Genomic DNA, 23379 nt, shown 5'->3' with positions numbered 1-23379 from the left:
ATCAAGTCTCGATACAATTTCAACATAAAGGTTAAAATCACTTCAACTCATAAATGCACTTATTTATTTTAAAATAGCAGCTATTCCAGGTAATGTTTTACCTTCTAAACTTTCCAACATAGCACCGCCACCTGTACTTACGTAGCTTACTTTTTCTTCGAAACCAAACTGTTTTACCGCAGCAACAGAATCGCCACCACCAACAAGTGAAAACGCACCGTCTTTTGTTGCCTCAGCAATAGAATTTCCTAAAGCAATCGTACCGCCAGCAAAACTTTCCATTTCAAAAACACCAAGTGGGCCATTCCAAAGAATTGTTTTAGATTGCATAACTACATTATGGAATTGCTCGCGGGATTTTGGTCCTGCATCTACACCTTCCCAACCATCAGGAATAGCATTAATATCGCAAATTTGTGTATTGGCATCATTACTAAAATCATCTGCAGCAACTGTATCTACAGGGATGTGTATTTGCACATTTTTAGCTTTAGCTTGTTCTAAAATCTCTAAGGCTAAAGGCATTTTATCATCTTCGCAAATAGAATTGCCTATGTTTCCTCCTTGCGCTTTTACAAAGGTAAACGCCATACCACCACCAATAATTAAATGGTCTACCTTATCTAAAATATTCTCTATAATTGTAATTTTTGAAGATACTTTTGCACCACCAAGTATAGCCAATACTGGTTTTTCACCCGTTTCCATTACTTTTTTAATGCTCTCAATTTCTTGTGCTAGTAAATTTCCAAAGCATTTTTTACCCTCAAAAAACTGCGCTACAATTGTTGTAGAGGCGTGCGCTCTATGTGCTGTACCAAAGGCATCATTTACGTAAATATCGCCTAGTTTTGAGAGTTGTTCTGCAAAGGCCTCATCACCAGCAGTTTCTTCTTTATAGTAACGTAAGTTTTGTAACAATAAAATTTCACCAGGCTGTAAATTAGCAACTGCAGTTTCAGCTTCTTCACCAATGCAATCTGGTACAAATTTTACACCAACACCTAAAATATCTTCTACTTTTGATACAATGTGTTGTAACGAAAACTCGTCTTGAAATCCTTTTGGACGCCCTAAATGCGACATTAAAATACAACTACCGCCATCTTCTAAAATTTTGATGATTGTAGGTTTTGCAGATACAATTCTAGTAGCATCGGTTACCTCGAAATTTTCGTTTAGTGGCACATTAAAATCTACACGTATTAATGCTTTTTTATCTTCAAAATTAAAATCGTTTAGCGTTTTCATTACTATTGTTTTATGTAAAATTAAAACACAAATGTAGGTAATTAAACAGCGATATAAAATGATTGTTTTTACGAAAACGATTGAAGTGAGACAAAATTTATAAAATCAAATTGCTTTTAGGGTTTAGCTTGTGGATATATTGATTTCGCCAGAAAAAAAGGATAATTTCATTTAATACGCCATAAAGTTTATATTTGAAATATGAGCGAAAACGAACTTTTAAAAATAATTACAGCATAATTTAAGGAAAAGATATTTGAAAATCATAAGATAAATGCGGCGAAAACACACTCTAAACTTAAATCGTACAAAATTAACCCAATTATTGTAAAGTATTTATCCAAAATACTTGAAGATGATTTTACACCAATTGGTATTGCAAAAGCGCTTTACTATCCTAGAATTTTAGGAACCTCTATAAATACCTCTTTTGGAACACGAATTCAGAATATGTTTGTTGAACTTGGGCTTGCTCAGGGCTCATTAATTAAAGGAATGGATATTGAATTTAACGACAAGATTGATAATAGAAAAAAATGGTGTCAACTTAAATCAGGCCCAAATACTATTAATTCTGAAGATGTAAATCCGTTATTAAAAAAATTTACAACTGTCATCAATTTGGCAAGAACAAACGCAATGAACCTTAACAATTCAGATTTAATTTTAGGCGTTCTTTACGGAGAACAAGATCAATTAAGCCAGCATTATCAAAAAATAGATAAACAATTTCCAGTAATCATTGGTAAACATTTTTGGCATAGACTTACTGGTTTTCCAGAGTTTTATGACAAACTAGTTTCAAATCTTGATGAAATGATTTCAAACTTAGATACAGAAGATTTTTTCAAGAAAGGTTACATTGCTTTGGCCAAAGAAATCGAAGCATCAGATTTGTTTGATTTTGAATAAACACGATTTAAAAACTTAATAATAGAATACCCTAACTCCTTTCCTAAATTACAAGGTACTGCATTTCCAATTTGTTTATACTGTTGAGATACAGAACCTGCAAATTCCCAAGTATCAGGGAATGTTTGTATTCTTGCATATTCTCGTACGGTAAAAGGACGTGTTTCATCTGGGTGACATCTTTCAGTTTGTTTTTGTGCGGGACTGCAGGTTAGCGTCAAACTAGGTTCATCCCAACCAATTCTTCTTGCCATACCAGTTTTCCCTCCGCCCAAATAAAAACTTTTACCCATATATTCTTTTTGAATATCTAGAGGTAAATCTCTCCAATACCCTTTTGGGGGAATTAAATCTAAAACCTGCTTTTTGTGTTCAGGATATTTAGAACCTTCGGATTTAGGAACATCTGAATTGTATAGCTCGCCCCTTTTTAAAGCGTCAGATAAATTATAGATTTTATTATACGGTGTTGGATATTCATAAGAAATATCAATATCCTTTCGTATTCCAACCAAAATTAAGCGTTCTCTTTTTTGGGGGACATTATAATGTATTGCTTTTAAAACTTTAACGGGAACTACATTATACCCTATTTCGTCTAAAATAGAAATCATTCCTTGCAGTGTTTTTCCCTTTTCGTGAGAAAGTAATCCCTTCACGTTTTCGCCAACACAAATTAAAGGATTAACCTCCTGTACAACTCTTGCAAACTCATAAAACAAAGTTCCCCTTGCATCTTCTAATCCTAATTTTTTTCCAGCATAGCTAAATGCTTGACAAGGAAAACCTCCTGTTACAATTTCAACTTGATTTTTATATTCTTTGAAATCAAATTCTTTTATATCCCCTTCTAAAACATTCCAATTGGGTCTATTATTTCTTAGTGTTTTACAAGCCCACTTATCAATTTCGTTTAAAGCAGTACATTTAATTCCAGATTGCTCTAAACCAATAGCCAAACCACCTGCACCTGCAAATAACTCTAAAACTTTATAATCTTTTATAGGAGTTTCTTTATTGTCAATATTATTATCTATTTCAGTCAACAAAGGCTCAATTAAACAATTAATATCTTCTTTTCGATAAACTCTATAATTACTAACTGGCTCTCGAACTGCATCTAATTTTCCATCTCTATCCCATCTTCGTAAAGTTTCTTTACTTTTCCCTAATACTTTAGCCGCTTCTGAAAGCGAATAATATTCTTTTGTAACCATATTACACAACCTTATACATTGGTTACAAATTTATAATAAAAAATGAAATAAAAAAAAGTAAAAAAGCCTCACCCAAAAAACACCCTTGTCTAACTAGCCAGCCTTAGACTAAGAATCGTCTGGTGAGGTGTTTTTTTAATCCCAGTAATTGTCGTGAAACTCTCGAAACCCCAACCGCTCTTGAGCGTGGAAACCACCAAATATTTAAAAAAATCAGTTACTTTTGTGCGATGCTATTTCAAGATGTTTTAGGACAAGACCATATAAAGGCACATTTAACCCAAAGTGCAGATAACGGGCGTATACCTCATGCGCAGTTGTTTGTAGGGCCTGAGGGCAGTGGTACTTTGCCCATGGCTATCGCTTATGCACAGTATATTTTGTGCGGTAATAGTAATGGTGAAAATACGTTAGGAAACGCTGCATGCAACCTAAAATTTAAGAATATTTCGCACCCTGATTTGCATTTTGCATTTCCGGTAACCACCAGTAACAAGGTAAAAAGTAAGCCTGTTAGCAATTTTTATTTAGAAGAATGGCGACAGCTATTAAACGAGCAGCCTTATGGGAATTTATTTGATTGGTATAAATTACTTGGTGTAGATAACAAACAGGGGCAAATTGGTGTAGATGAAGCACATGCCATTGTAAAATCACTCACCCTAAAAGCTTATGAAGGCGGTTATAAAGTAATGCTGATTTGGATGGCAGAAAAAATGAATACTGCTTGCGCCAACAAACTTTTAAAGCTGATTGAAGAGCCACCAAATAACACTATTTTTTTATTAGTTGCTGAAGATGAGGAGCAGATTATAAATACCATACGTTCGCGCTGCCAGATATTACATTTTCCACCTTTAGCTGAAGAGGTGATTAAAACATCGCTTATTGAAAATTATAATTTAGAGGCTACAATTGCTACCAAAATTGCGCATCAAGCTAATGGAAATTATAACAAAGCTTGCGATTTGGTATATCATGATTCTGAAGATACGCAGTTTGAAACTTGGTTTATTTTTTGGATTCGTAGCGCGTTTAAAGCCAAAGGCAATAAAGCGGCAATACACGATTTAATATCCTGGAGTGAAGATATCGCTAAAACAGGACGTGAAACGCAAAAGCAATTTTTAAACTTTTGCTTGGATTTTTTCCGTCAAGCATTATTGCTTAATTATAACGCTACTGACTTGGTGTATTTTGAGCCAAAAACAAAAAAATTTAAATTAGAGAATTTTGCACCTTTTGTGCATGGCAACAATATTATGGATATTAGTAACGAACTACAAGATGCTATTTACCATATTGAGCGCAACGGAAATTCTAAAATTATATTGACTGACTTATCGATTAAACTCACGCGACTATTGCATAAAAAAGCCAATTAGAAAACATCTTTCCTATAGCTTTATATCTACTTGTATTACTGCTATTTACATCTATTTATTTTACAAAAAAAAGTGTTTTAAACTCTAAATTTTACGATTTTTTCTACAATTTTACGCAACCCTTTCTTGATATTCACATCTAAGTTATAATACTATTTTAATTTTTTAAGTTTAAATTTTATAATAATTCATCATGAAAAACGTACGTAAACTATCAACAATCTTAGGTCTTAGTCTGCTCTTTATAGGCTGTTCGCTTAACGACCAATCCAATTATCTATCTTTTGAAAGTGGCATTTTAGAAGATCAAGAACTTCCTTTTCAAGAAAACTATAAAGATCATGGAGAAAATCCTTTTATCAATACTAGCGACGCACCAATTTCTACCTTTTCTGTTGATGCTGATGGCGCATCTTATGCTAATATGAGACGGTTTTTAAATTTAGGGCAAACGCCTCCAGAAGCTGCCGTTAGAATTGAAGAATTTATTAACTACTTCACTTTTGATTATGCTGAACCTAATAATAACCACCATGTTGCTTTAAATTCTGAAGTAGCCGTGTGCCCATGGAATACAGAACATTACTTAATGCGTATAGGAATGAAAGGCAAAACTATTCCTGAAAACGAATTGCCAAATTCAAATTATGTATTCCTTATTGATGTCTCTGGTTCCATGAGTTCTCCTGATAAACTTGGTGTACTTAAATCTGGGTTTAAAACATTAACAGACAACTTGAGGAACGAAGACAAAATAGCTATTGTTACTTACGCCGGAAATGCAGGTTTACTTTTGCCTTCCACACCAGGAAGCGAAAAAGATAAAATAAAAGAAGCTATAGATAAACTTGGTGCTGGAGGTTCTACTGCAGGAGCAGAAGGTATTATTACCGCCTACAACATAGCCAAAGACAACTTTATTGAGCAAGGAAATAATCGGGTGATTTTAGGCTCTGACGGTGATTTTAATGTCGGCCCTTCCTCTACCGAGGATCTCGTAAAACTTATCGAGGAACAACGAGAAACAGGTATTTATTTAACCGTGCTTGGTGTTGGCGGTGGTAATTTAAATGATAACGCTATGGAGCAAATAGCTAATAAAGGCAATGGCAATTATGAGTACATTGATAATGCGAAACAAATTGAAAAGGTATTTACTCACGAGCTTGGAAAACTTTATACAGTTGCTAAAGATTCCAAAATACAGATAACGTTTAATAGTAATAAAGTAACATCTTACAGGTTGATAGGTTATGAAAATAGAGCTCTAGAAAATGAAGATTTTGAAGATGATACAAAAGATGCAGGCGAAATAGGATCGTCTCAAACCATTACTGCTATTTATGAGCTTATAGTAACTGACACTTCAAACGATACCAATTTTGCAACCTTTGATTTCCGATATAAAAAACCAAATGCTACCGAGAGTATACCTTTAATTCATGAAATTAAAGGAAGCCCAAATGCTATTAATTTAGCCTCTGAAAATATGCGATTTGGAGCTGCTGTTACAGGCTTTGGTCTATTACTAAAAAACTCTGAATATAAAGGCGAGGTGTCTAAACAAATGGTGATAGATCTAGCTAATACTGCCACTACGTTTGATCCTAACGGATTTAGAAAAGAATTTACCGAATTGGTTACTGGTTGGAATCCTTAATTTGGTATCTATTTAAATCACAAAAACCTGATAATCAATTAATTATTAGGTTTTTTTATTAAATCATAATACACTTTACTCTTTCTTATACTCTGCATTTAGAGCATCTAGAATCGTTTGTGTTAAATCGGTTTGTTCTTTTCCATAAAGTACTGATGCAGCAGCTTCATTCGTTCCTAAAATAAAATCGTAACCATTGGTTTTTCCATAATCTTTCACAAAATCTTTTACTTTAATAATAAGCGTATCAATTTTTGTTTGAAAATCTTCTGCCATACTTTGTTCTTGAAATTTTAATTGTTCCTGAACTGGAGACCATTTTTGTGAAAATTCTTGAGATATCTTATCGTACTCTTTTTGAGACCTAACTTTTCTAAGTTTAGCATCAGCTGCTTGAGCATCTACCTTATATGCCAAACTTATACTGTCGGCTTTTCTTTTTAAATTTTGTTGGATAGATTTAAACTTAGCCTCTAAGTCCTTTTTTGCTTGATATTCATTTATTACATCACCATTATTTATAAATCCAATTTTATTTGGTTTTTCACAAGATGCTACAAATAATACTAGCATAAGTACGTAACATATATTTTTCATGTTATTAGTGTTTTAGTTTGAATAGAGTTTTTTTGAATTCGCACAAATGTAATAAAGTATGTGAAATTGAAACCTGAAATTGATTGGATTTTAACTTATAAGAAATAATTATTGAAATTTATTATCTAAATAATTAATATCTATCAAAAACGAGTTAAAATAAGCCCGTTTAAGCTGTGTTTAAAAAATTGCCTATATAATCGTTGGAATAGATATTGATAAGCTGATAGCGTATTTTAAAATAGGATTTAACGATTCTTGACGATATAAATTAAAGAAGATGCCTCTTTAGAACTCAACGCTTTAAGATTTGATAATAATCCAATCCAAAATCCTTTAACTGGATTCATTTTTCCAGACCTATATTTTTCAGAAAGCATACTCACATAAAATGCATCAAACCACATTGGTTTTGTTTTTATGATTTTGAAATTAAATTTTGAAATTAAATTTGACATTGATTCACGATTAAAATGCCAAAGGTGTCTTGGCACATCATAAGCTGCCCAAAACGCTTTATAATGTTTTGCATCATAACTTTTATAATTAGGAACCGCAATTATTAATGTACCGTTTGATTTTAATAATGTTTTAAATGTAGAAACCTGTTCTTCTAAATTTGGTAAATGTTCCAGCACATGCCAAAGTGTTATAATATCAAAACTATGTGGTTTGAATTTTAAGAGTTGGTTTGTTTCATAAACAGAATTCTTAACTTTATTATTTGCTATAGTTCTAGCTTGTTGGTTAGGCTCTATACCAAAAACTTTCCAATTGTTTTTAAATGCTGTTTCTAAAAAATCTCCTGTACCACATCCAATATCTAAAAGTGTTTTTTCTTTTGAACTGTAACCATTAATTAAGTTTAATTTCTTCTTTAAAGAAAAACTTCTAACACCATGATATATCTTTTCAAATAGATTTCGTTTAGAATCTGTATGCGAAATATAGTCTTCACTTTTATAATAGTATGGTAACTGTTCTTCTGAAGGTTTTGGTATTGTTTCTAAAAAACCGTGTTCAGAATTCTCAATTAATTGAAACTCTTCTCCAGAAACCGAATGGTCTTTTATCTTAAAATTACCAGAATATAATGCTTGTTTTTTCACAGATAAACAACACTTTTTTTAAAGTTTAAACTATTTAGTTTTCATAGGTTTTTTGAAAAGCAAAAGGATCTTAAAAATAAATCATAGTTAATGTTCCACGTGGAACGTTTAGAATTTACATTAAATTATCGACCCATATATACCAACAATACAGAAATATCATTTGGAGAAACACCGCTTATTCTAGAGGCTTGTGATACCGTAGCAGGTTGGATTTTTTTTAGTTTTTCTCTAGCTTCTAAACTCATAGATTTGATTTGAGAATAATCAAAGTCAGCTGGTATTTTTACATATTCTAACCTATGTAGTTTGTCTGCATTAGTTTTTTCTTTGGCAATATATCCTGCATATTTAACTTGTATTTCTGCTTGCTCTATTACTTCTCTATCTAAACTGTTATCTTGAATGTATCGCTCAACAGATTTTACTTTTCTTATATCTTTCATCTCAATATTAGGTCTAGCAAATATTTTGAAAAGCTTGCCTGATTGCTTTACAGGCGATGAATTTTTGTTTTCTAATACGGGATTTATCTCCTCAGGTTTGACACTTTGTTTTTCAAAAAAGTTCACAAATTTTTCTGCTGCATTGTGTTTATCTTCCATACGTTTTAAACGCTGTTCTGAGGCAATACCCAATTCATAACCTTTTGGTGTTAGCCTTAGATCTGCATTATCTTGACGTAATAAAGTTCTATATTCTGCCCTAGATGTAAACATACGATAAGGCTCTTCTGTACCTTTTGTAATTAAATCGTCAACTAAAACACCAATATAAGCTTCGTCTCTTTTTAGAGTAAAAGCCTCTTTTTCTTGTACTTTTAAACTAGCATTTATGCCAGCCATTAAACCTTGTGATGCTGCTTCTTCATATCCTGTAGTACCATTAATTTGACCCGCGAAATATAAACCATTTACAAGTTTAGTTTCTAAAGTATGTTTTAATTGTGTAGGCGGAAAATAATCATATTCAATGGCATAACCTGGTCTAAAAAACTTTACGTTTTCAAAACCGACTACAGAGCGTAATGCTTTAAACTGAACATCTTCAGGTAGAGAAGTTGAAAAACCATTTACATAAACTTCACAGGTATGCCATCCTTCCGGTTCTATAAATAATTGATGTCTATCCTTATCAGCAAAACGATTAATTTTATCTTCTATAGAAGGGCAATATCTAGGACCTAGACTTTTTATTCTACCATTGAACATTGGAGATCTATCAAAACCTTCTCGAAGTAAATCGTGAACATCTGCACTTGTATAAGTCATATAGCAAGAACGTTGATTTGAAAGTGCTTTTGTAGTATCTAAATATGAAAACTTTTTTGGATTGTCGTCACCAGGCTGTTCAATCATTTTAGAGTAATCTAATGATCTACCATCAACTCTTGGTGGTGTTCCTGTTTTCATACGTCCAGAATCAAATCCTAGATCGACCAGTTGCTCAGTAATTCCAGTGGCTGCTTTTTCGCCTGCTCTTCCGCCACCAAAATTCTTGTCCCCTATATGTATTAAACCATTTAAAAAAGTTCCATTAGTTAATACAACAGACTTAGCCTTTATTTCGATTCCTAATGAGGTTTTTACTCCAACAACTTTATCTCCTTCAATTATTAACCCAGACACCATTTCTTGATAAAAATCAAGGTTATTAGTTTGCTCTAATAACAAACGCCAATCTTCAGCAAAACGCATACGATCACTCTGCACTCTAGGACTCCACATTGCTGGTCCTTTAGATTTGTTTAACATTTTAAATTGAATAGCTGACGTATCTGAAACAATACCACTATATCCACCAAGCGCATCTATTTCACGTACAATTTGTCCTTTAGCGATACCGCCCATTGCAGGATTACAAGACATTTGAGCAATGTTTTGTAAATTCATGGTAACTAACAAAGTTTTGCTTCCCATATTGGCAGCCGCTGCGGCAGCTTCACTACCAGCGTGACCCGCACCAACAACTATTACATCATAAGTTTCAATAAACATAATTAATCAATTGTAAAAAGAAATGTTCCACGTGGAACAGGATTAAAATATTAGTGTGCAAATATACGATGAAAACTATAACTTAGTATAACTTGTCTAAATAGTGATTCTCCTTTGATCTCATTACATTAGCATCTTCGTCGGTCTTGTCTTTATAGCCGCAATAGTGTAAAACGCCATGTATTATAACTCTATTAAGTTCGTTAACAAACGAAACTTCGAAGTCATTGGCATTGTCTTTTACTCTCTCGATTGAAATAAAAATATCACCTTGTATAATTTTTCCTATAGAATAATCAAAGCTAATGATGTCAGTTAATGAATCGTGTTTTAGGAATTCTAAGTTTAATTTATGGAGATAATTATCATCACAAAACACGTAGTTTATCTCTTCTAATTTATAACCTTCGCTTTTAATTGTTTCAACAATCCAATTGGATATTTGCTCTTCAGAAGTTAATTTAAATTCAGTTTCGTAATTGAAATTAATCATTTTGCTTTCTTAAAATAAACTTGGACTTTCTTTTTGTAGACTTCTTGCAAAGGTAAAGCTTGTCTATTTAAGATTTCAATAGTTTGGAAGTATTGTTTAGCGACAGGAATTTGACTATTTGTATTATTATCGAATCGGTTAATATTAGTATCAGATTCTCTTTTATTCTCTTCTCCTTGTTGAAACGTTGCTTTATCTAACTTTAATAATTGATGTTTTAGGTTAGACATTTTCTGGAGTGTTTCTTGATTAAAACCCTTGTTTAACAATTCCAGTTCTATATCCTCCATTTGTTTGGAGAGTTTGTCGCCAACTGAACCAACGCCTTTACCTTCTTTTTCTAATCTTTTATTTAAAGCCTCGCGTAACTGTTGTTGTTTTTGGTAGATTTCATAAAGTAAACCTTCATTATCAAAATTATCGCCTTCACCGTTACCCTTACCTTCTCCTCCATTTTTGCCTTCTTTACCCTTACCTACATCATCACCATTATCACCTTGTTGTTTGCCTTTCTTTCCCTTATCACCTTTCATACTATTTTTACCATCTTTACCATCTTTTTCTCCCTCTCCCTTTTTTTCTCCTTTACCTTCGTTCGGCTTTCCTTTTTCGCCTTTCTTCATACCTTGCTCCATCATTTTATTGAGTTGTTCTTGACTCATTATGATATCTGGTAATTGCATATCACCTTGACCACCTTGTCCCATAGACATACTCATACTTTCCTGCATATTATCTAAGATATCACTTAACATATCGGCTAAATTATTGGTAGCGGTAATTGCGAATTGTTGACTAGAGATTCCTTGGTATAGCTGATTTTCAGCTAATCTTTCTAAAGCTTTGTCCATATTAAAATAAACCTCAGATATTTCTTTATTTACAGCTTCAGACATTTTAGGTTGTCTTAACGATAATGAAAATAAACTGTCGTCAATATGTTCAAAATGTTCTTTAAGATAACTTTGCTTTTTTAAATAAGAAGCATATTTACTGTGATTTACATCTATAGATTTAAACTGGTACATTAGTGCTTCTTCATCAAAAGAAAATAATACTAAATTATCTAAAATCTGACGCAACATTTCACTATCCTCCTGCATTTGGTCACCACTCATAGATTGCATAGCACTTTGCATCTTACCAGCCATTTGCTTCATTTTTTTTGCAGCATTTTTTTGACTCTTTTGTGCTTTCTTTAAGTTTTGCTTTTGTTGTTCGCTTTGTTCTTGTGGTTGTTCTTCTTGTTGTTTTTCTTCTCCTTGTTTGTTCGTATCACTTTCCTTTTCTTCTAATGCATCTGTTGCTTTTTGTTGGGCATCTTTTACCTCACGTTCATCTAATTTATCTTGTGGAATATCAATAGGCTTTTTTAACGCTTTACTTTCATTTTTTAATTCTTCTATTGCATCTTGATAATTTTCAAATTCTTTGTTTAATGCATCCTGTTTTGCTTTAGTATTCTCTTCATCTGTAGCATTAGATAATTTTTCTTGATCTTTAGCAAGATTCTTTAAATCATCGGTTAACTTTTCTAGTTTCTTTTCAATGTAAAAACGTTTGGTTAATTCTAATAACTGTTCTAAACTTCGCTTTTTATTCTTATTTTGTTTAGCTACTTCATCAAGCTTTTTTATAAGTTCTTCGTTATTTATTTTGTCTTGAATTTTCTTTAATTCATCTAGAATTTTTTCATCTTTTTTTAACTGGGCTTCATTCTCTTCTAGTCTTTTCTTTAAATCTTCTTTGAATGCATCGTCTTTTTTATCTTCCTTTTGAAACTCTTCTAAATTGTCTTTAAGTTTTTTATTGAACGTTTTCATCATCTCGTCTTGTTGCTTTTGTCGCTTAAAAAATGATGCTAACTTTTTCTTATCATTAAAATTTAAATTCTTTTTCTCTCGTCCAGTTTTGGTTAATTCATTCAAACGTTTTTCCTGTTCATCAAACTTTTTTAAAGATTTATTTAAATCCTTAATGGATTCTCCTTGCTGCTCCAATTGCTTAGTTTTCTCTTCTTCTAAAGTACGTTTACGGTAACTAAATACTGGGCTTTTTTTACTCTTGTAGCGATTAACTCTGTCATTATCAGAAACTTGGAAATATAATTGATAAGGTATACCTGGTGTAATATCTAAATTGTCGGGAAAAGCCATGATAAAATCTTGCACATTAGAGGATGACACGGGAATAGAAACTGCTTCCTTATCAGTTTCATTGTCTGCTGGATAATACACTAACTGTAATTTGCTCAAACCATAATCATCACTCACTTGGCCATAAAAATAAAGCGTTTGCAGATCCAAACTGTCTACTTTCATTTGCACATTTAGTTCAGGAAACTCATCTTTTACAACATCAATTGAAAACGATAAATTTTCATAATCTTTTAAATTTGCATTACTGGTGCTTAAAGTATAATTGTAATCTCTGTATAGGCTTTTAGAAGTTTTAAAAACGGTACTAGATTCCGCATTAAAGCGTAATGTATCGTTAGCATACAAAAACACATTATCTGTAGATTTTGTATTAAGCTGCCACGTAACTTTTGTCCCTTCTGGCACCATAGCATTACCTGTACTCTTTAAAGTTTCATCAATTTTTTTTGTGTAGTTCGGGTAATCTAAATGCATCTCAAAGCCTAATAAGGTCGGCACTTCTATAATATCAATATTATAAGGCTTGGAGTTTACATCATTAGCAGATAAATTAAAAGTTACACGTTCTTGTAATTGTGGAAATACATATTCAAATTGCCCAACACCCGTTTGTTGCAAAAAATAAGTTTCATCGTTAAAATGTATTTGTGCATTTTCTGGTACAACATCACCTGCCGTTTTTACTAAAAGCGTATAATCTTTTCCTTCAATACCATTTAAATTGGTATTGACAACAAAGAACTGAAATGGCGCTGGTGGCTCGTAAGCTGTTTTATAATCTACTACTCTATTATAACTATCACTAAACCAATTAAAATTTCCTGTGGCATACACAAGAAGCAAAATAATAATTGGAATAACCGCGTATTTTAAATAAGAGATATTTTGTTTAAAATTAACAGCCAGTTTAAATGGAATAGGTTGTAGATCAATAGATTTTTGATCGATACTTGCAAGCAATAATTCAGATTGTTCGCTGCTATTCTTTAGCTGAATAACATTCAATAATTTATCGTCTACCTCAGTAAAATGTTTACCAATAATCTTAGCAGCTTTCTCATGATCAATCCCGTTTTTCAACTTAAATAATTTAGCTAAAGGAATTACTAAAAAATTTACAAGTAACGATAATTCTACAGCAATAAATAACCAAAATAAAATTGTTCTAGCTGTAATATTCAACCATAAAAAATGCTCTAGAAGCAACGTAAATATAAAGTAAAGTAAACCAATGGCAAAAAACAAAATAGCTCCTTTAAGCAATTCATTGGTGTGATATCGCTTAATAAAACGCTCTAATTTTTGTTGTATATTATTAAAATTATCCATGATTTGGGGTTAAATCCTATGGCTATAAGCTATTTAAACTACTAAACTACAATTTTATTTTCTACTACAATTTAAACGGCTAGTTAAAATAGTCCTAATGTAAGTGTTTGGGCGCTCCCCTTTGGGTCAGGCTTTCCGCTAATAGTTTTGGCTCGATGCGCGCCTCGCCAAAAGCTGCCGCTGCAATCCTTAGCGCACTTATCCGCCAGCATACACACAACTATCAAAACGGTTGTCTATCTATAAAAGTTCTACAAGCTAATCTTTGCTCTTTATGCAACACTCCTCTATCTTTGCCACAGTTTTAAATAACACATCACTAAAACATGACCAAAAACGTTCGTGTGCGTTTTGCACCAAGTCCAACAGGACCATTACACATCGGCGGTGTTCGTACCGCTTTATTTAACTATTTGTTTGCTAAAAAGCACAACGGTACATTTATACTTCGCATTGAAGACACCGACCAAAATCGCTATGTTGAGGGTGCGGAACAGTACATTATTGATGCTTTAAACTGGTGTGGCATGCCTGCTGATGAAAGCCCTGTAAACTCAGGAAACTATGGCCCATACCGCCAAAGCGAACGTAAAGCCATGTATAAGCAATATGCAGATGAGTTAATTAATTCAGGAAACGCCTACTATGCTTTTGATACTTCTGAAGAACTTGATTTTCATAGAAAAGACCACGAAGCCAAGGGCAAAACCTTTATCTACAATTGGCATAACCGTTTTAAACTTAAAAACTCTTTGTCACTTTCTGATGAAGATGTTAAGGCGAAATTAGATGCTGGTGATGATTACGTTATTCGATTTAAATCTCCACAGAATGAAACATTACATCTTAAAGATAGTATTCGTGGTGATATTAAAATTGACACCAATATTTTAGACGATAAAGTGTTGTTTAAAAGTGATGGTATGCCCACCTATCATCTTGCTAACATTGTGGACGACCATTTAATGGAAATCTCTCATGTTATTCGTGGTGAAGAGTGGTTGCCTTCTTTAGCATTGCATTATCAACTATACACCGCTTTTGGTTGGCAAGCTCCTGAATTTGCACATTTACCGCTGATATTAAAGCCGACAGGTAAAGGCAAGTTAAGTAAACGTGATGGTGATAAACTGGGCTTCCCCGTATTTCCGTTAGAATGGAAAGATCCAAAAACCAATGATATATCTCGCGGCTATAAAGAGGATGGGTATTTTCCTGAAGCTATGGTAAATTTTTTGGCCTTTTTAGGTTGGAATCCTGGTACAGAACAAGAAATTTTTAGTTTAGAAGAGCTAGTTGCTGCTTTCGATTTAAATAAAGTAAACAAATCTGGTGCACGATTTGATCCTGATAAAACCAAATGGTTTAACCACCATTATATGCAAGAGCAGGATAATGATACTTTGGCTAAGGTTTTTAAACCTATTGTAGATAATAAGTTAGACGTCATTGCGAGTGAAACGAAGCAATCTGCCTCTTTGGATGAGATTACTTCCTCGCAAGTTTCTGGTAATGACATAGATGTTAATTATGTAGAAATAGTTATCGGTTTAATAAAAGAACGCGCCACTTTTATTTCAGACTTTTGGGACTTAAGTCATTTCTTTTTTACAGCACCAATATCTTATGATGAAAAAGCATCAAAAAAGGCGTTTAAAGATAGTACAAAAGCGATTCTAACAGAAGTGATTTCAATAGTGAATACCATTGAAAATTTCACTGTAGAAAACCTTCAAACCGACATTAAAGGTTGGGTAACATCAAACGAAATAGGTTTTGGTAAGGTAATGATGCCATTACGCTTAGCCTTGGTTGGAGCACTTCAAGGACCTGATGTGTTTGATATTATGTATCTGATTGGGAAAGCGGAGAGTTTGAAGCGGATAAGTAACGCAATAGAAGTTATTTAAAAAAACAAATATGAAACTCAAATTTTTATTTAATTTCGTTACACTTCTATTCATTCTTTTTAGTAATGCCCAAGAAAAAATAGAGGCTACAATAATTAAAACTGATGGTATAAAGCTAAAAGGACTTGTGTCATCATACCAAGGAAACGTTGCTTCTGGTCAAATCATTAAAATTTGGGTTGATGGTGAAAAAATAAAAATTAATAGAGATGACATTAGTACATTAAATACAGGCTCTAGATCCTACAGTGTTATAACTTTTGATAAAATCTCTCGTCGTGGTAATCAGATAAAAACTAAAAGAGTAAGAAGGTTAGCTGAGATATTAATTGATGGAGATATTAACTTATATGCTATTTATTATATCAGGGCTAATGGTTACACGAACGCTTCAGGTTTTTTTACGTCTACTGGTTCATACTTGGAAACAAGCCATTATGTTAAAGATGAGGCGAATAAAATTATAAGAATAAATAAAACCTCCTTTAAAAAAACAATAAAAAAAGTTTTTCCTGATTGTAAAAAATTATTACTACAAGTTAAAACTAAAAAAATAAAATATGACGAAATAGTAGAGGCAATTAATAAAGGAAATGATTGCATTAAATCAAATTGATATTATTAATGAAAGCTTTATGAGTTATATTAAAATTCTCTTATATTATATATAATTTATAAAATTCACTATTTCTAGTGAAGCATCAAAAATACAAACCGACCTCTACACAAAAAAAAGACTAATTCTAAGCTATAGCATAATACAAAATGAAGCATTTATTGATATATAGGATACTAAAAAAATATAACGGAAGGTTTTTGTCAAAAAAAACAGTTTAAGTTTATAAATAACTTTCTTAATTGCAGTTATAGAAAATTAATAATAACGCATATCATTAAAAATTGACTTATAATCAACTAAAAATGAGTGAAAAAGAATTGAATGATTTAGAAGAGTTTCTAAAAAATGAAATACTACAACTTAAATTAATGAATTTTACAATCAAAAAAGCGAGTAAAAGATTTAATTTACCCAAAGATGATGTAAGAACGCTTTACTTTATTTCTAGATCAAAAGTAAAAAAAAGAGCGATTAATACCGGTTTAGTATATTTCTTATTAAGCGCAATTTTCTTATTTGTTGGAATCAAATCAATTCAAGGAAACTCTGGATATATTTACTTGGTAGGATTATTGTTTGGATCTGCAGGAATTCTAACAGCTTTAGGCTATTTCATCTTAGCAATAAAGGGATATTCAAAATAACAAATCACCATACTAAAATGATACCATAGCACCCAAAACCAACATACTCTGATTGCCTTTAAAGCGGGCATCACCACCTGTAGTATCTAAACTTTCATTTTCAAGTTTATTCAAAATATTGGTAAAACCGTAAATGTATTGTCCTCTTAATTTAAAATTTTTAATACCTAAAGATACGCCTGCAGCACCATTAAAATTAAACTGAGAAATCTGTGTAATATCTTTGGCAGTCAAATTAATATAATTGTTTACAAAATAATCTTCTTGGGCTTTATCTTTAAACTCAAGCGCACCATTATACTGTAACATAGGGCCAACATCTATAGTAAAATGGTGTTTTATTACCTTTATATGCATTAACATGGAAATTTGTGCAGCAAACATCTTGTAGTTAATAAATTCATTTTCAGTACTTACTAAACTTGGTCTACCTAAAATATCAATATTACTTTCGGAAAGTTGCATACCAAAACCAATGTTATACCACCGTAAAGGAATATCTACTGTGGCACTCATACCACCTAAAAAACCATCACTTTGAGAGGTTATAAAATTATCAGTGGTAATATCAAATTTGGTAATACCTCCAAAAAATGAAAACCCATTCTTTATAGGGTAATTTCCTTTTTGTGCTTCAATTTTTGTAACAATACACAGTAATAATGCTACTAATAGTACATGCTTATTTATTTTCATCTTATTTAGGGTTTGGTGCTCAAATATAATGTAAATTAGTAATCCTATATTTTTAACCATTAAAAAACACAGATATGAATTTTATTTTTATCCCTTTTATCGTTTTGGGGTTAGTCGTTTTAATCTCATCCTTTTTTATTGTAAAACAGCAAACTGCTGCTATTATTGAGCGTTTTGGTAAATTTCAAAGCATTCGACATTCTGGTCTGCAACTAAAAATTCCGATTGTAGATAGAATTGCAGGAAGATTAAGCCTTAAAATTCAACAACTAGATGTTATTATCGAAACAAAAACCTTAGATGATGTATTTGTTCGTCTAAAAGTATCTGTTCAATATAAAGTAATTCGCGATAAAGTATATGAGGCATTTTACAAATTAGATTACCCGCACGATCAAATCACAAGTTATGTATTTGATGTAGTACGCGCAGAAGTTCCAAAGATGAAATTAGATGATGTTTTTGTAAAGAAAGATGATATTGCGCTAGCTGTAAAAGCAGAATTAAATGACGCCATGATGGAATATGGTTATGATATTATTAAAACCTTAGTTACTGATATAGATCCTGATGCGCAAGTAAAAGAAGCTATGAACAGAATTAACGCTGCCGACAGAGAAAAAACCGCAGCACAATTTGAAGGTGACGCGCAACGTATTTTAATAGTTGAAAAAGCAAAAGCTGAAGCAGAAAGCAAGCGTTTACAAGGGCAAGGTATTGCAGACCAGCGACGTGAAATTGCTCGTGGTTTAGAAGAGTCTGTAGAGGTGCTTAATAGAGTTGGTATTAACAGTCAAGAAGCTTCTGCATTAATAGTTGTAACACAACATTATGACACATTACAATCTCTAGGTGAAGAAACCAATAGTAATTTAATTTTATTACCTAACGCACCACAGGCAGGTAGCAATATGTTAAACGATATGGTAGCTAGTTTTGCAGCAAGTAATCAAATTGGTGAAGCCATGAAAAATGCTAAAAAAAATCCTCCTAAAGAAAAATAATACGATTCTTAAAGTATTAAAATAAACCTCTTAGATGCACTAAGGGGTTTTTTTACGACTTTTTAAATTCTATCTTCTCTTCTATCTTTTGCTCTTCTTGAGCTTCTGCATTAATGCTTCCAGGAAAACTTAAAGAGGTACTATTAAATGTGGTTCCAAAATTGATATTAGCATAATATACTTGACTCACAGCATCCTTAACTTGATGCTCTGATAACTCTTTTAGTGGATGAATAAACACTGACCATAACACACCGTCAGACACTGCATATTTTACATCTAAAGCTGTATGAAAGTTAGCAACAAGGGCTGCTTTAATTAATGCTTCATTTAAACTATTAGAGTCTGCTATGGGCGATATAATTCGCATTCTATTATGATTGGTATCTGTAATACACATTATGGGCACATCTTTAACAAAAAATTTCCAGCCTCCGGCTTGCCCTTGAATAGAATCACTTACCGAAGTATAAATATCGTGTAGTGTTTCATTATTCATATTCTGAGAAAAACTAAAAAAAGGAACTAGCACTAAAAGAAGAAATAATCGTTTCATGATTTAATATTTACTAATTTAAGTCGAAAATAAAAGCCAATACTTAAAATAAAATTGACATTTAACTAAATGGGTGCCGCTCTTCCCAATCTTTTGAAGGATTCATAAAACGAAAAACCTGTTTTAAAATAGCATTTAAAATGGTATTTGTATGTTTTAAATACATTACCATAGCTTCTGGTTTAGCACCTACAGAGCTCTTTATTTCCATAGCTGTTCTAGCATACACAATACTTTTAAAATTATGGTCTATACCAAATTTAGCCATTTCGTACAACATATTTAAATAGAGTTGGTTTGGGTGTTGGTGCTCAGTTTTATAGCCTAAAAAATAAGTTTCTAACTGTTTATTATTTAGAATTAGGGTGAAAAAGCCAACAAGTTCATCATTTAAATAATACCCAAAAACCCTAAAATTTTCCTTCAGGAGGGTTTTATAGGTGTAAAAATGATTTTCGGGAAGTATAAATGTATTAAACGTTGCGTTATTAGACACATTAAGATAAAGCTTATGAAGCAATTGAGAATTAGCGTCTATTTCATCTAAACTCATTTCTCTACAACCTATGTTATTAAGTTTCTTTTTGGCGCGCTTATATCTTGTTCTATATTTCTTTTTCATGCAGCTTACATAATCGGCATTACAAGCCCAAACATCTCTTACATCCATAATCATATTAGGTTGTACAATGGCTTTATGTAATTTTTTCTTTTGAAATAAAATAGCATCGTGCATGATATCATCTTTAAAGAAATCCTTTAAAAGAATTAATCGAATAGTTTTGCCTTCTGTTTGCTTTATAATCTTTTCAATTTCTGATACGCCTTTAAAAACATAGGCATAAAAATCTCTTCTAGTAATCGCTTCTGGGTTAAAATACATACCATGTTGGCCTGTATGTGTTAAATTTCCAATAACTAAAATAGTGCCTTTAAGCAGTTTAGAAATAGTATCTCTCAAAAACGTTTTAAAACAAGATACTGTCGTATTCCTAAACATATCTTTTAGGTATAGTTGCACACGCTGAATAATCGCTACACCTATTAAAGTATTATTTTTAAATATACCTATATAAAATAGGCTAATATTATTAGGGGCTGATACTTCCAAAGCTTTTAAATATTTGGTTTGTAACAACACATCATGCTTCACCAAATTATTCCAAGTTATTGGAACATCATCTATACTTTCGTAAACGTTAAAATGTATCAATATGTGTTAAAAAGAAAAGACTGAAAATTACAATTCTCAGTCTCTAAATATGTTAAAAGTTTACAAATTATACCCATCCAGAAATAATTGCACCCATTATTGCCAATACAATAACCCAGTAACCTGCATTAATAAAAGTTAGCTTCCAAGGTTTGCGCTCAAATAAATTGATAATAGCAATTATTGGGAATACAAACATTACACCAGCCATTATACCATGTATGGCACCATGACCAAAACTTCTGTATTTACCAGACCATTCAGCTAAAAAAGCTTTTGCGGTTTCACCTTCTAATTGGCCTTCCGTCATGCCATAAACACCCATTTCATGAACCACTAAAAACTGAGTAAAAAACGATAATAAGATAGCCAATAGTAAAGATACTCCAAAAATTACGGCCATGTTTCCAGATTTAATTGTTTCTTCTGTAACCCCTGATGCTTTCATCCAAGCATTTTGAAAAAGTAGTGGTCCATACCAAAAAAAACCGAGTAACATAGGCACTAATGCCGCTACGAGAATTGCAATAAAATTAAATTCCATAATGTAAAATATTTATAGTTAGTGCTTTAAATATAACAAAATACAATAGAACAGCTTTTTTTGTTTTTTTAACGCGTAAAAATTAAAGTAAAACTTTTGCTTCAGCTACTAATATTTCGTTTTTATCTTCAGAAGCTTTTAATAGAAAAGCATCAATAACTTCATTACGACTTAATCCATTTTTAAGTAATACATTAAGCATTAAAGTAACAGCAATTCTAGTACCTACTTTTTTTACTGCAGTATTAAATAATGGTTCAACCTCTTCATAGGTTACGTCTTTAGCCAATTCTAAAATTTCTGCACGTACTTTTTGTTGTTTAGCTTCAGGTAAATTAGTATACTTTTTACCAAATTGCTTAATAACGTCAATAGGCTTTCGCTTAGGTTGATTGTTTTGTGGTTTTTGTGTTTGCGTATTAGTTTTTGGTTTCACCTTTGCCCAAGTATCTCTTAAACCAACCGTTTTATTAAATACTAACTTGTTTGATGTTGTGTCATCATCCACATTAAAATACCCTAGTCTTTGAAATTGATATCTGTCTCCAATTTTAGCTTCTTTTAAACTAGGTTCAATAAAAGCTTCAATTGTTTTTAATGAATTAGGATTTATAAAATCCATAAAATCTTTATCTAGATGACTATCAGGAGCTTCATCATTAAACAATCTATCGTACTCTCTCACTTCGGCCTTAACTGCGTGTTGTATCGATACCCAGTGTAATGTGCCTTTTACCTTTTTAGACGTATCTTCAGAATACGTACAATGTATTTCTGTAATGTCTCCATTTGTAGCTTTAACTACACTTTCAGCCTTTACAATGTATGCATTTTTTAAACGAACTTCTCCACCTAGTTTTAATCTAAAAAACTTGTTACTAGCTTCTTCTTTAAAATCTTCTTTTTCGATATATAGTTCTCTTGAAAACGGTACTTTTCTATAACCTGCACTGTCGTCTTCTTGATTATTTTCAGCATCCATCCACTCTACTTTATCTTCAGGATAATTAGTAATTACAAGTTTTACAGGGTTTAAAACGGCCATTACTCTAGGCGCCGTTTTATTCAAATCTTCTCTAATACAAAACTCTAAAAGTGATACATCTATCACATTATCACGTTTAGCAACACCAACGGTTTCTACAAACTTTCTTAAAGCAGCTGGTGTATAACCACGCCGTCTTAATCCTGAAATTGTTGGCATTCTAGGGTCATCCCATCCATTTACAATACCGTCTTCTACCAATTTAAGTAGCTTACGCTTACTCATAATAGTATAACTTAAATTTAAACGTGCAAATTCGCGCTGTTTAGGTCTTAGTTTATCGGTGTCTACTACTTGATCTAAAAACCAGTTATAAAGCTCTCTATGAGGTTTAAATTCTAAAGAACACAACGAGTGTGAAATTTGTTCTAAATAATCGCTTTCACCATGCGTCCAATCGTACATAGGGTAAATACACCAATCATTGCCTGTTCTGTGATGTTCTTTTTTAATCACACGATACATAATAGGATCTCGCATTAACATATTTACGTGTTGCATATTTATTTTAGCACGTAAAATATGCTCGCCTTCGTTGAATACACCATCCTTCATTTTTTGGAATAAATCTAAATTCTCTTCAACTGTTCTATTTCTATATGGGCCATCTACACCAGGTTCTGTAGGCGTACCCTTTTGTATTGCCATAGCTTCGCTAGATTGAGAATCTACATAAGCTTTACCTTCGGTTATTAGTTTTATAGCCCAGTCATATAATTGTTGAAAATAATCTGATGAAAATAAAACTTTATCCCATTTGTAACCTAACCAAGCAATGTCTTGCTTAATAGCATCAACATATTCTTGCTCTTCTTTAGCAGGGTTAGTATCATCAAACCTTAAATTTACTGGTGCGTTGTAATATTCACCCAAACCAAAACTAATACCTATAGCTTTGGTATGGCCAATATGTAGATATCCGTTAGGCTCGGGAGGAAATCTAAAACGTAAATCGTTTTTAGACATGCCACTGGCTAAATCATCTTCTATTATTTGCTCTATAAAATTGAGTGATTTTCTTTTTTCAGACATAGATACG

At 32.2% G+C, this 23379-nt stretch carries 19 protein-coding genes; 7 read left to right on the top strand and 12 right to left on the bottom strand.

Going from position 1 to position 23379, the window contains the following annotated elements:
- Positions 1-63: 63 nt before the first annotated feature.
- Positions 64-1251: a phosphoglycerate kinase gene (locus ACKGJY_RS10850; RefSeq protein ID WP_413973910.1), complete on the bottom strand. Its 1188-nt coding sequence runs from the start codon at positions 1249-1251 to the stop codon at positions 64-66.
- A gap of 252 nt (positions 1252-1503) precedes the next feature.
- Between ACKGJY_RS10850 and ACKGJY_RS10845 the strand changes: the two genes are divergently transcribed.
- Complete coding sequence (locus tag ACKGJY_RS10845; protein ID WP_413974059.1) at positions 1504-2163, top strand: PmeII family type II restriction endonuclease; 660 nt, start codon at positions 1504-1506, stop codon at positions 2161-2163.
- Here ACKGJY_RS10845 and dcm read toward each other — a convergent pair.
- Positions 2109-3380 (bottom strand): DNA (cytosine-5-)-methyltransferase, encoded by a 1272-nt coding sequence (dcm, locus tag ACKGJY_RS10840; protein WP_413973909.1) that lies wholly within the window; start codon positions 3378-3380, stop codon positions 2109-2111. The genes ACKGJY_RS10845 and dcm overlap by 55 nt on opposite strands.
- Before the next feature lie 230 nt (positions 3381-3610).
- Between dcm and ACKGJY_RS10835 the strand changes: the two genes are divergently transcribed.
- Positions 3611-4765, top strand: a complete 1155-nt coding sequence (locus ACKGJY_RS10835; RefSeq protein ID WP_413973908.1) for an ATP-binding protein — start codon at positions 3611-3613, stop codon at positions 4763-4765.
- 193 nt (positions 4766-4958) lie between these two features.
- Positions 4959-6425, top strand: a complete 1467-nt coding sequence (locus ACKGJY_RS10830; RefSeq protein ID WP_413973907.1) for a vWA domain-containing protein — start codon at positions 4959-4961, stop codon at positions 6423-6425.
- Between the two features lie 75 nt (positions 6426-6500).
- Here the strand turns inward: ACKGJY_RS10830 and ACKGJY_RS10825 are convergent, their stop codons facing one another.
- The 5 genes from ACKGJY_RS10825 to ACKGJY_RS10805 all read right to left on the bottom strand — a co-directional run bounded on the left by ACKGJY_RS10825 (position 6501) and on the right by ACKGJY_RS10805 (position 14109).
- A complete protein-coding gene (locus ACKGJY_RS10825; RefSeq protein WP_413973906.1) occupies positions 6501-7022 on the bottom strand; it encodes an OmpH family outer membrane protein in 522 nt (173 codons plus the stop codon).
- Between the two features lie 248 nt (positions 7023-7270).
- Positions 7271-8131, bottom strand: coding sequence for a class I SAM-dependent methyltransferase (locus ACKGJY_RS10820; RefSeq protein ID WP_413973905.1), 861 nt, complete (start codon positions 8129-8131; stop codon positions 7271-7273).
- 125 nt (positions 8132-8256) lie between these two features.
- Positions 8257-10128: a tRNA uridine-5-carboxymethylaminomethyl(34) synthesis enzyme MnmG gene (gene mnmG, locus ACKGJY_RS10815; RefSeq protein ID WP_413973904.1), complete on the bottom strand. Its 1872-nt coding sequence runs from the start codon at positions 10126-10128 to the stop codon at positions 8257-8259.
- Positions 10129-10210: 82 nt separating this feature from the next.
- Positions 10211-10621: an rRNA maturation RNase YbeY gene (gene ybeY, locus ACKGJY_RS10810; RefSeq protein WP_413973903.1), complete on the bottom strand. Its 411-nt coding sequence runs from the start codon at positions 10619-10621 to the stop codon at positions 10211-10213.
- Positions 10618-14109 (bottom strand): hypothetical protein, encoded by a 3492-nt coding sequence (locus ACKGJY_RS10805; protein ID WP_413973902.1) that lies wholly within the window; start codon positions 14107-14109, stop codon positions 10618-10620. Before ACKGJY_RS10805 ends, ybeY begins: the two co-directional genes overlap by 4 nt.
- Before the next feature lie 326 nt (positions 14110-14435).
- Here ACKGJY_RS10805 and gltX point away from each other — a divergent pair, with 326 nt between their 5' ends.
- From gltX to ACKGJY_RS10790, 3 genes are all read left to right on the top strand, one after another.
- On the top strand, positions 14436-16019 hold the full coding sequence (gltX, locus tag ACKGJY_RS10800) for a glutamate--tRNA ligase (RefSeq protein ID WP_413973901.1): 1584 nt from the start codon (positions 14436-14438) through the stop codon (positions 16017-16019).
- 10 nt (positions 16020-16029) lie between these two features.
- The gene (locus tag ACKGJY_RS10795; RefSeq protein WP_413973900.1) at positions 16030-16635 is read left to right on the top strand and encodes a hypothetical protein; all 606 of its coding nucleotides are present in this window, start codon (positions 16030-16032) and stop codon (positions 16633-16635) included.
- A gap of 305 nt (positions 16636-16940) precedes the next feature.
- Entirely contained in the window at positions 16941-17282 is a 342-nt protein-coding gene (locus tag ACKGJY_RS10790; protein WP_413973899.1) for a hypothetical protein, read from the top strand.
- Between the two features lie 12 nt (positions 17283-17294).
- On the opposite strand, the gene ACKGJY_RS10785 is transcribed toward ACKGJY_RS10790, so the two are convergent.
- Positions 17295-17978, bottom strand: a complete 684-nt coding sequence (locus ACKGJY_RS10785; RefSeq protein ID WP_413973898.1) for a hypothetical protein — start codon at positions 17976-17978, stop codon at positions 17295-17297.
- A gap of 74 nt (positions 17979-18052) precedes the next feature.
- On the opposite strand from ACKGJY_RS10785, the gene ACKGJY_RS10780 reads away from it, so the two are divergent.
- Positions 18053-18982 carry an SPFH domain-containing protein gene (locus ACKGJY_RS10780; protein WP_413973897.1) on the top strand — a complete coding sequence of 310 codons (930 nt, stop codon included), beginning with the start codon at positions 18053-18055 and terminating at the stop codon, positions 18980-18982.
- Between the two features lie 52 nt (positions 18983-19034).
- Here ACKGJY_RS10780 and ACKGJY_RS10775 read toward each other — a convergent pair whose 3' ends face one another.
- The 4 genes from ACKGJY_RS10775 to ACKGJY_RS10760 form a co-directional block, all read right to left on the bottom strand.
- Positions 19035-19538, bottom strand: coding sequence for a hypothetical protein (locus tag ACKGJY_RS10775; protein ID WP_413973896.1), 504 nt, complete (start codon positions 19536-19538; stop codon positions 19035-19037).
- A 61-nt stretch (positions 19539-19599) separates the two neighbouring features.
- Entirely contained in the window at positions 19600-20751 is a 1152-nt protein-coding gene (locus ACKGJY_RS10770; protein WP_413973895.1) for a GNAT family N-acetyltransferase, read from the bottom strand.
- A gap of 67 nt (positions 20752-20818) precedes the next feature.
- Positions 20819-21295 carry a DUF1761 domain-containing protein gene (locus ACKGJY_RS10765; protein WP_413973894.1) on the bottom strand — a complete coding sequence of 159 codons (477 nt, stop codon included), beginning with the start codon at positions 21293-21295 and terminating at the stop codon, positions 20819-20821.
- An 82-nt stretch (positions 21296-21377) separates the two neighbouring features.
- Entirely contained in the window at positions 21378-23372 is a 1995-nt protein-coding gene (locus ACKGJY_RS10760; RefSeq protein ID WP_413973893.1) for a glutamine--tRNA ligase/YqeY domain fusion protein, read from the bottom strand.
- Between the last annotated feature and the right edge of the window lie 7 nt (positions 23373-23379).

The sequence above is a fragment of the Hyunsoonleella sp. 2307UL5-6 genome (assembly GCF_047345485.1).
Lineage (GTDB): Bacteria > Bacteroidota > Bacteroidia > Flavobacteriales > Flavobacteriaceae > Jejuia.
This window is presented reverse-complemented; position numbering and strand designations above follow the sequence as displayed.

What these genes read in the sequence shown, in the direction of transcription:
- ACKGJY_RS10850 (WP_413973910.1), bottom strand. Translation starts at nt 1,251, where the DNA reads ATGAAAACGCTAAACGATTTTAATTTTGAAGATAAAAAAGCATTAATA.
- dcm (WP_413973909.1), bottom strand. Translation starts at nt 3,380, where the DNA reads ATGGTTACAAAAGAATATTATTCGCTTTCAGAAGCGGCTAAAGTATTA.
- ACKGJY_RS10835 (WP_413973908.1), top strand. Translation starts at nt 3,611, where the DNA reads ATGCTATTTCAAGATGTTTTAGGACAAGACCATATAAAGGCACATTTA.
- ACKGJY_RS10830 (WP_413973907.1), top strand. Translation starts at nt 4,959, where the DNA reads ATGAAAAACGTACGTAAACTATCAACAATCTTAGGTCTTAGTCTGCTC.
- ACKGJY_RS10825 (WP_413973906.1), bottom strand. Translation starts at nt 7,022, where the DNA reads ATGAAAAATATATGTTACGTACTTATGCTAGTATTATTTGTAGCATCT.
- mnmG (WP_413973904.1), bottom strand. Translation starts at nt 10,128, where the DNA reads ATGTTTATTGAAACTTATGATGTAATAGTTGTTGGTGCGGGTCACGCT.
- ybeY (WP_413973903.1), bottom strand. Translation starts at nt 10,621, where the DNA reads ATGATTAATTTCAATTACGAAACTGAATTTAAATTAACTTCTGAAGAG.
- ACKGJY_RS10805 (WP_413973902.1), bottom strand. Translation starts at nt 14,109, where the DNA reads ATGGATAATTTTAATAATATACAACAAAAATTAGAGCGTTTTATTAAG.
- gltX (WP_413973901.1), top strand. Translation starts at nt 14,436, where the DNA reads ATGACCAAAAACGTTCGTGTGCGTTTTGCACCAAGTCCAACAGGACCA.
- ACKGJY_RS10795 (WP_413973900.1), top strand. Translation starts at nt 16,030, where the DNA reads ATGAAACTCAAATTTTTATTTAATTTCGTTACACTTCTATTCATTCTT.
- ACKGJY_RS10790 (WP_413973899.1), top strand. Translation starts at nt 16,941, where the DNA reads ATGAGTGAAAAAGAATTGAATGATTTAGAAGAGTTTCTAAAAAATGAA.
- ACKGJY_RS10785 (WP_413973898.1), bottom strand. Translation starts at nt 17,978, where the DNA reads ATGAAAATAAATAAGCATGTACTATTAGTAGCATTATTACTGTGTATT.
- ACKGJY_RS10780 (WP_413973897.1), top strand. Translation starts at nt 18,053, where the DNA reads ATGAATTTTATTTTTATCCCTTTTATCGTTTTGGGGTTAGTCGTTTTA.
- ACKGJY_RS10775 (WP_413973896.1), bottom strand. Translation starts at nt 19,538, where the DNA reads ATGAAACGATTATTTCTTCTTTTAGTGCTAGTTCCTTTTTTTAGTTTT.
- ACKGJY_RS10765 (WP_413973894.1), bottom strand. Translation starts at nt 21,295, where the DNA reads ATGGAATTTAATTTTATTGCAATTCTCGTAGCGGCATTAGTGCCTATG.
- ACKGJY_RS10760 (WP_413973893.1), bottom strand. Translation starts at nt 23,372, where the DNA reads ATGTCTGAAAAAAGAAAATCACTCAATTTTATAGAGCAAATAATAGAA.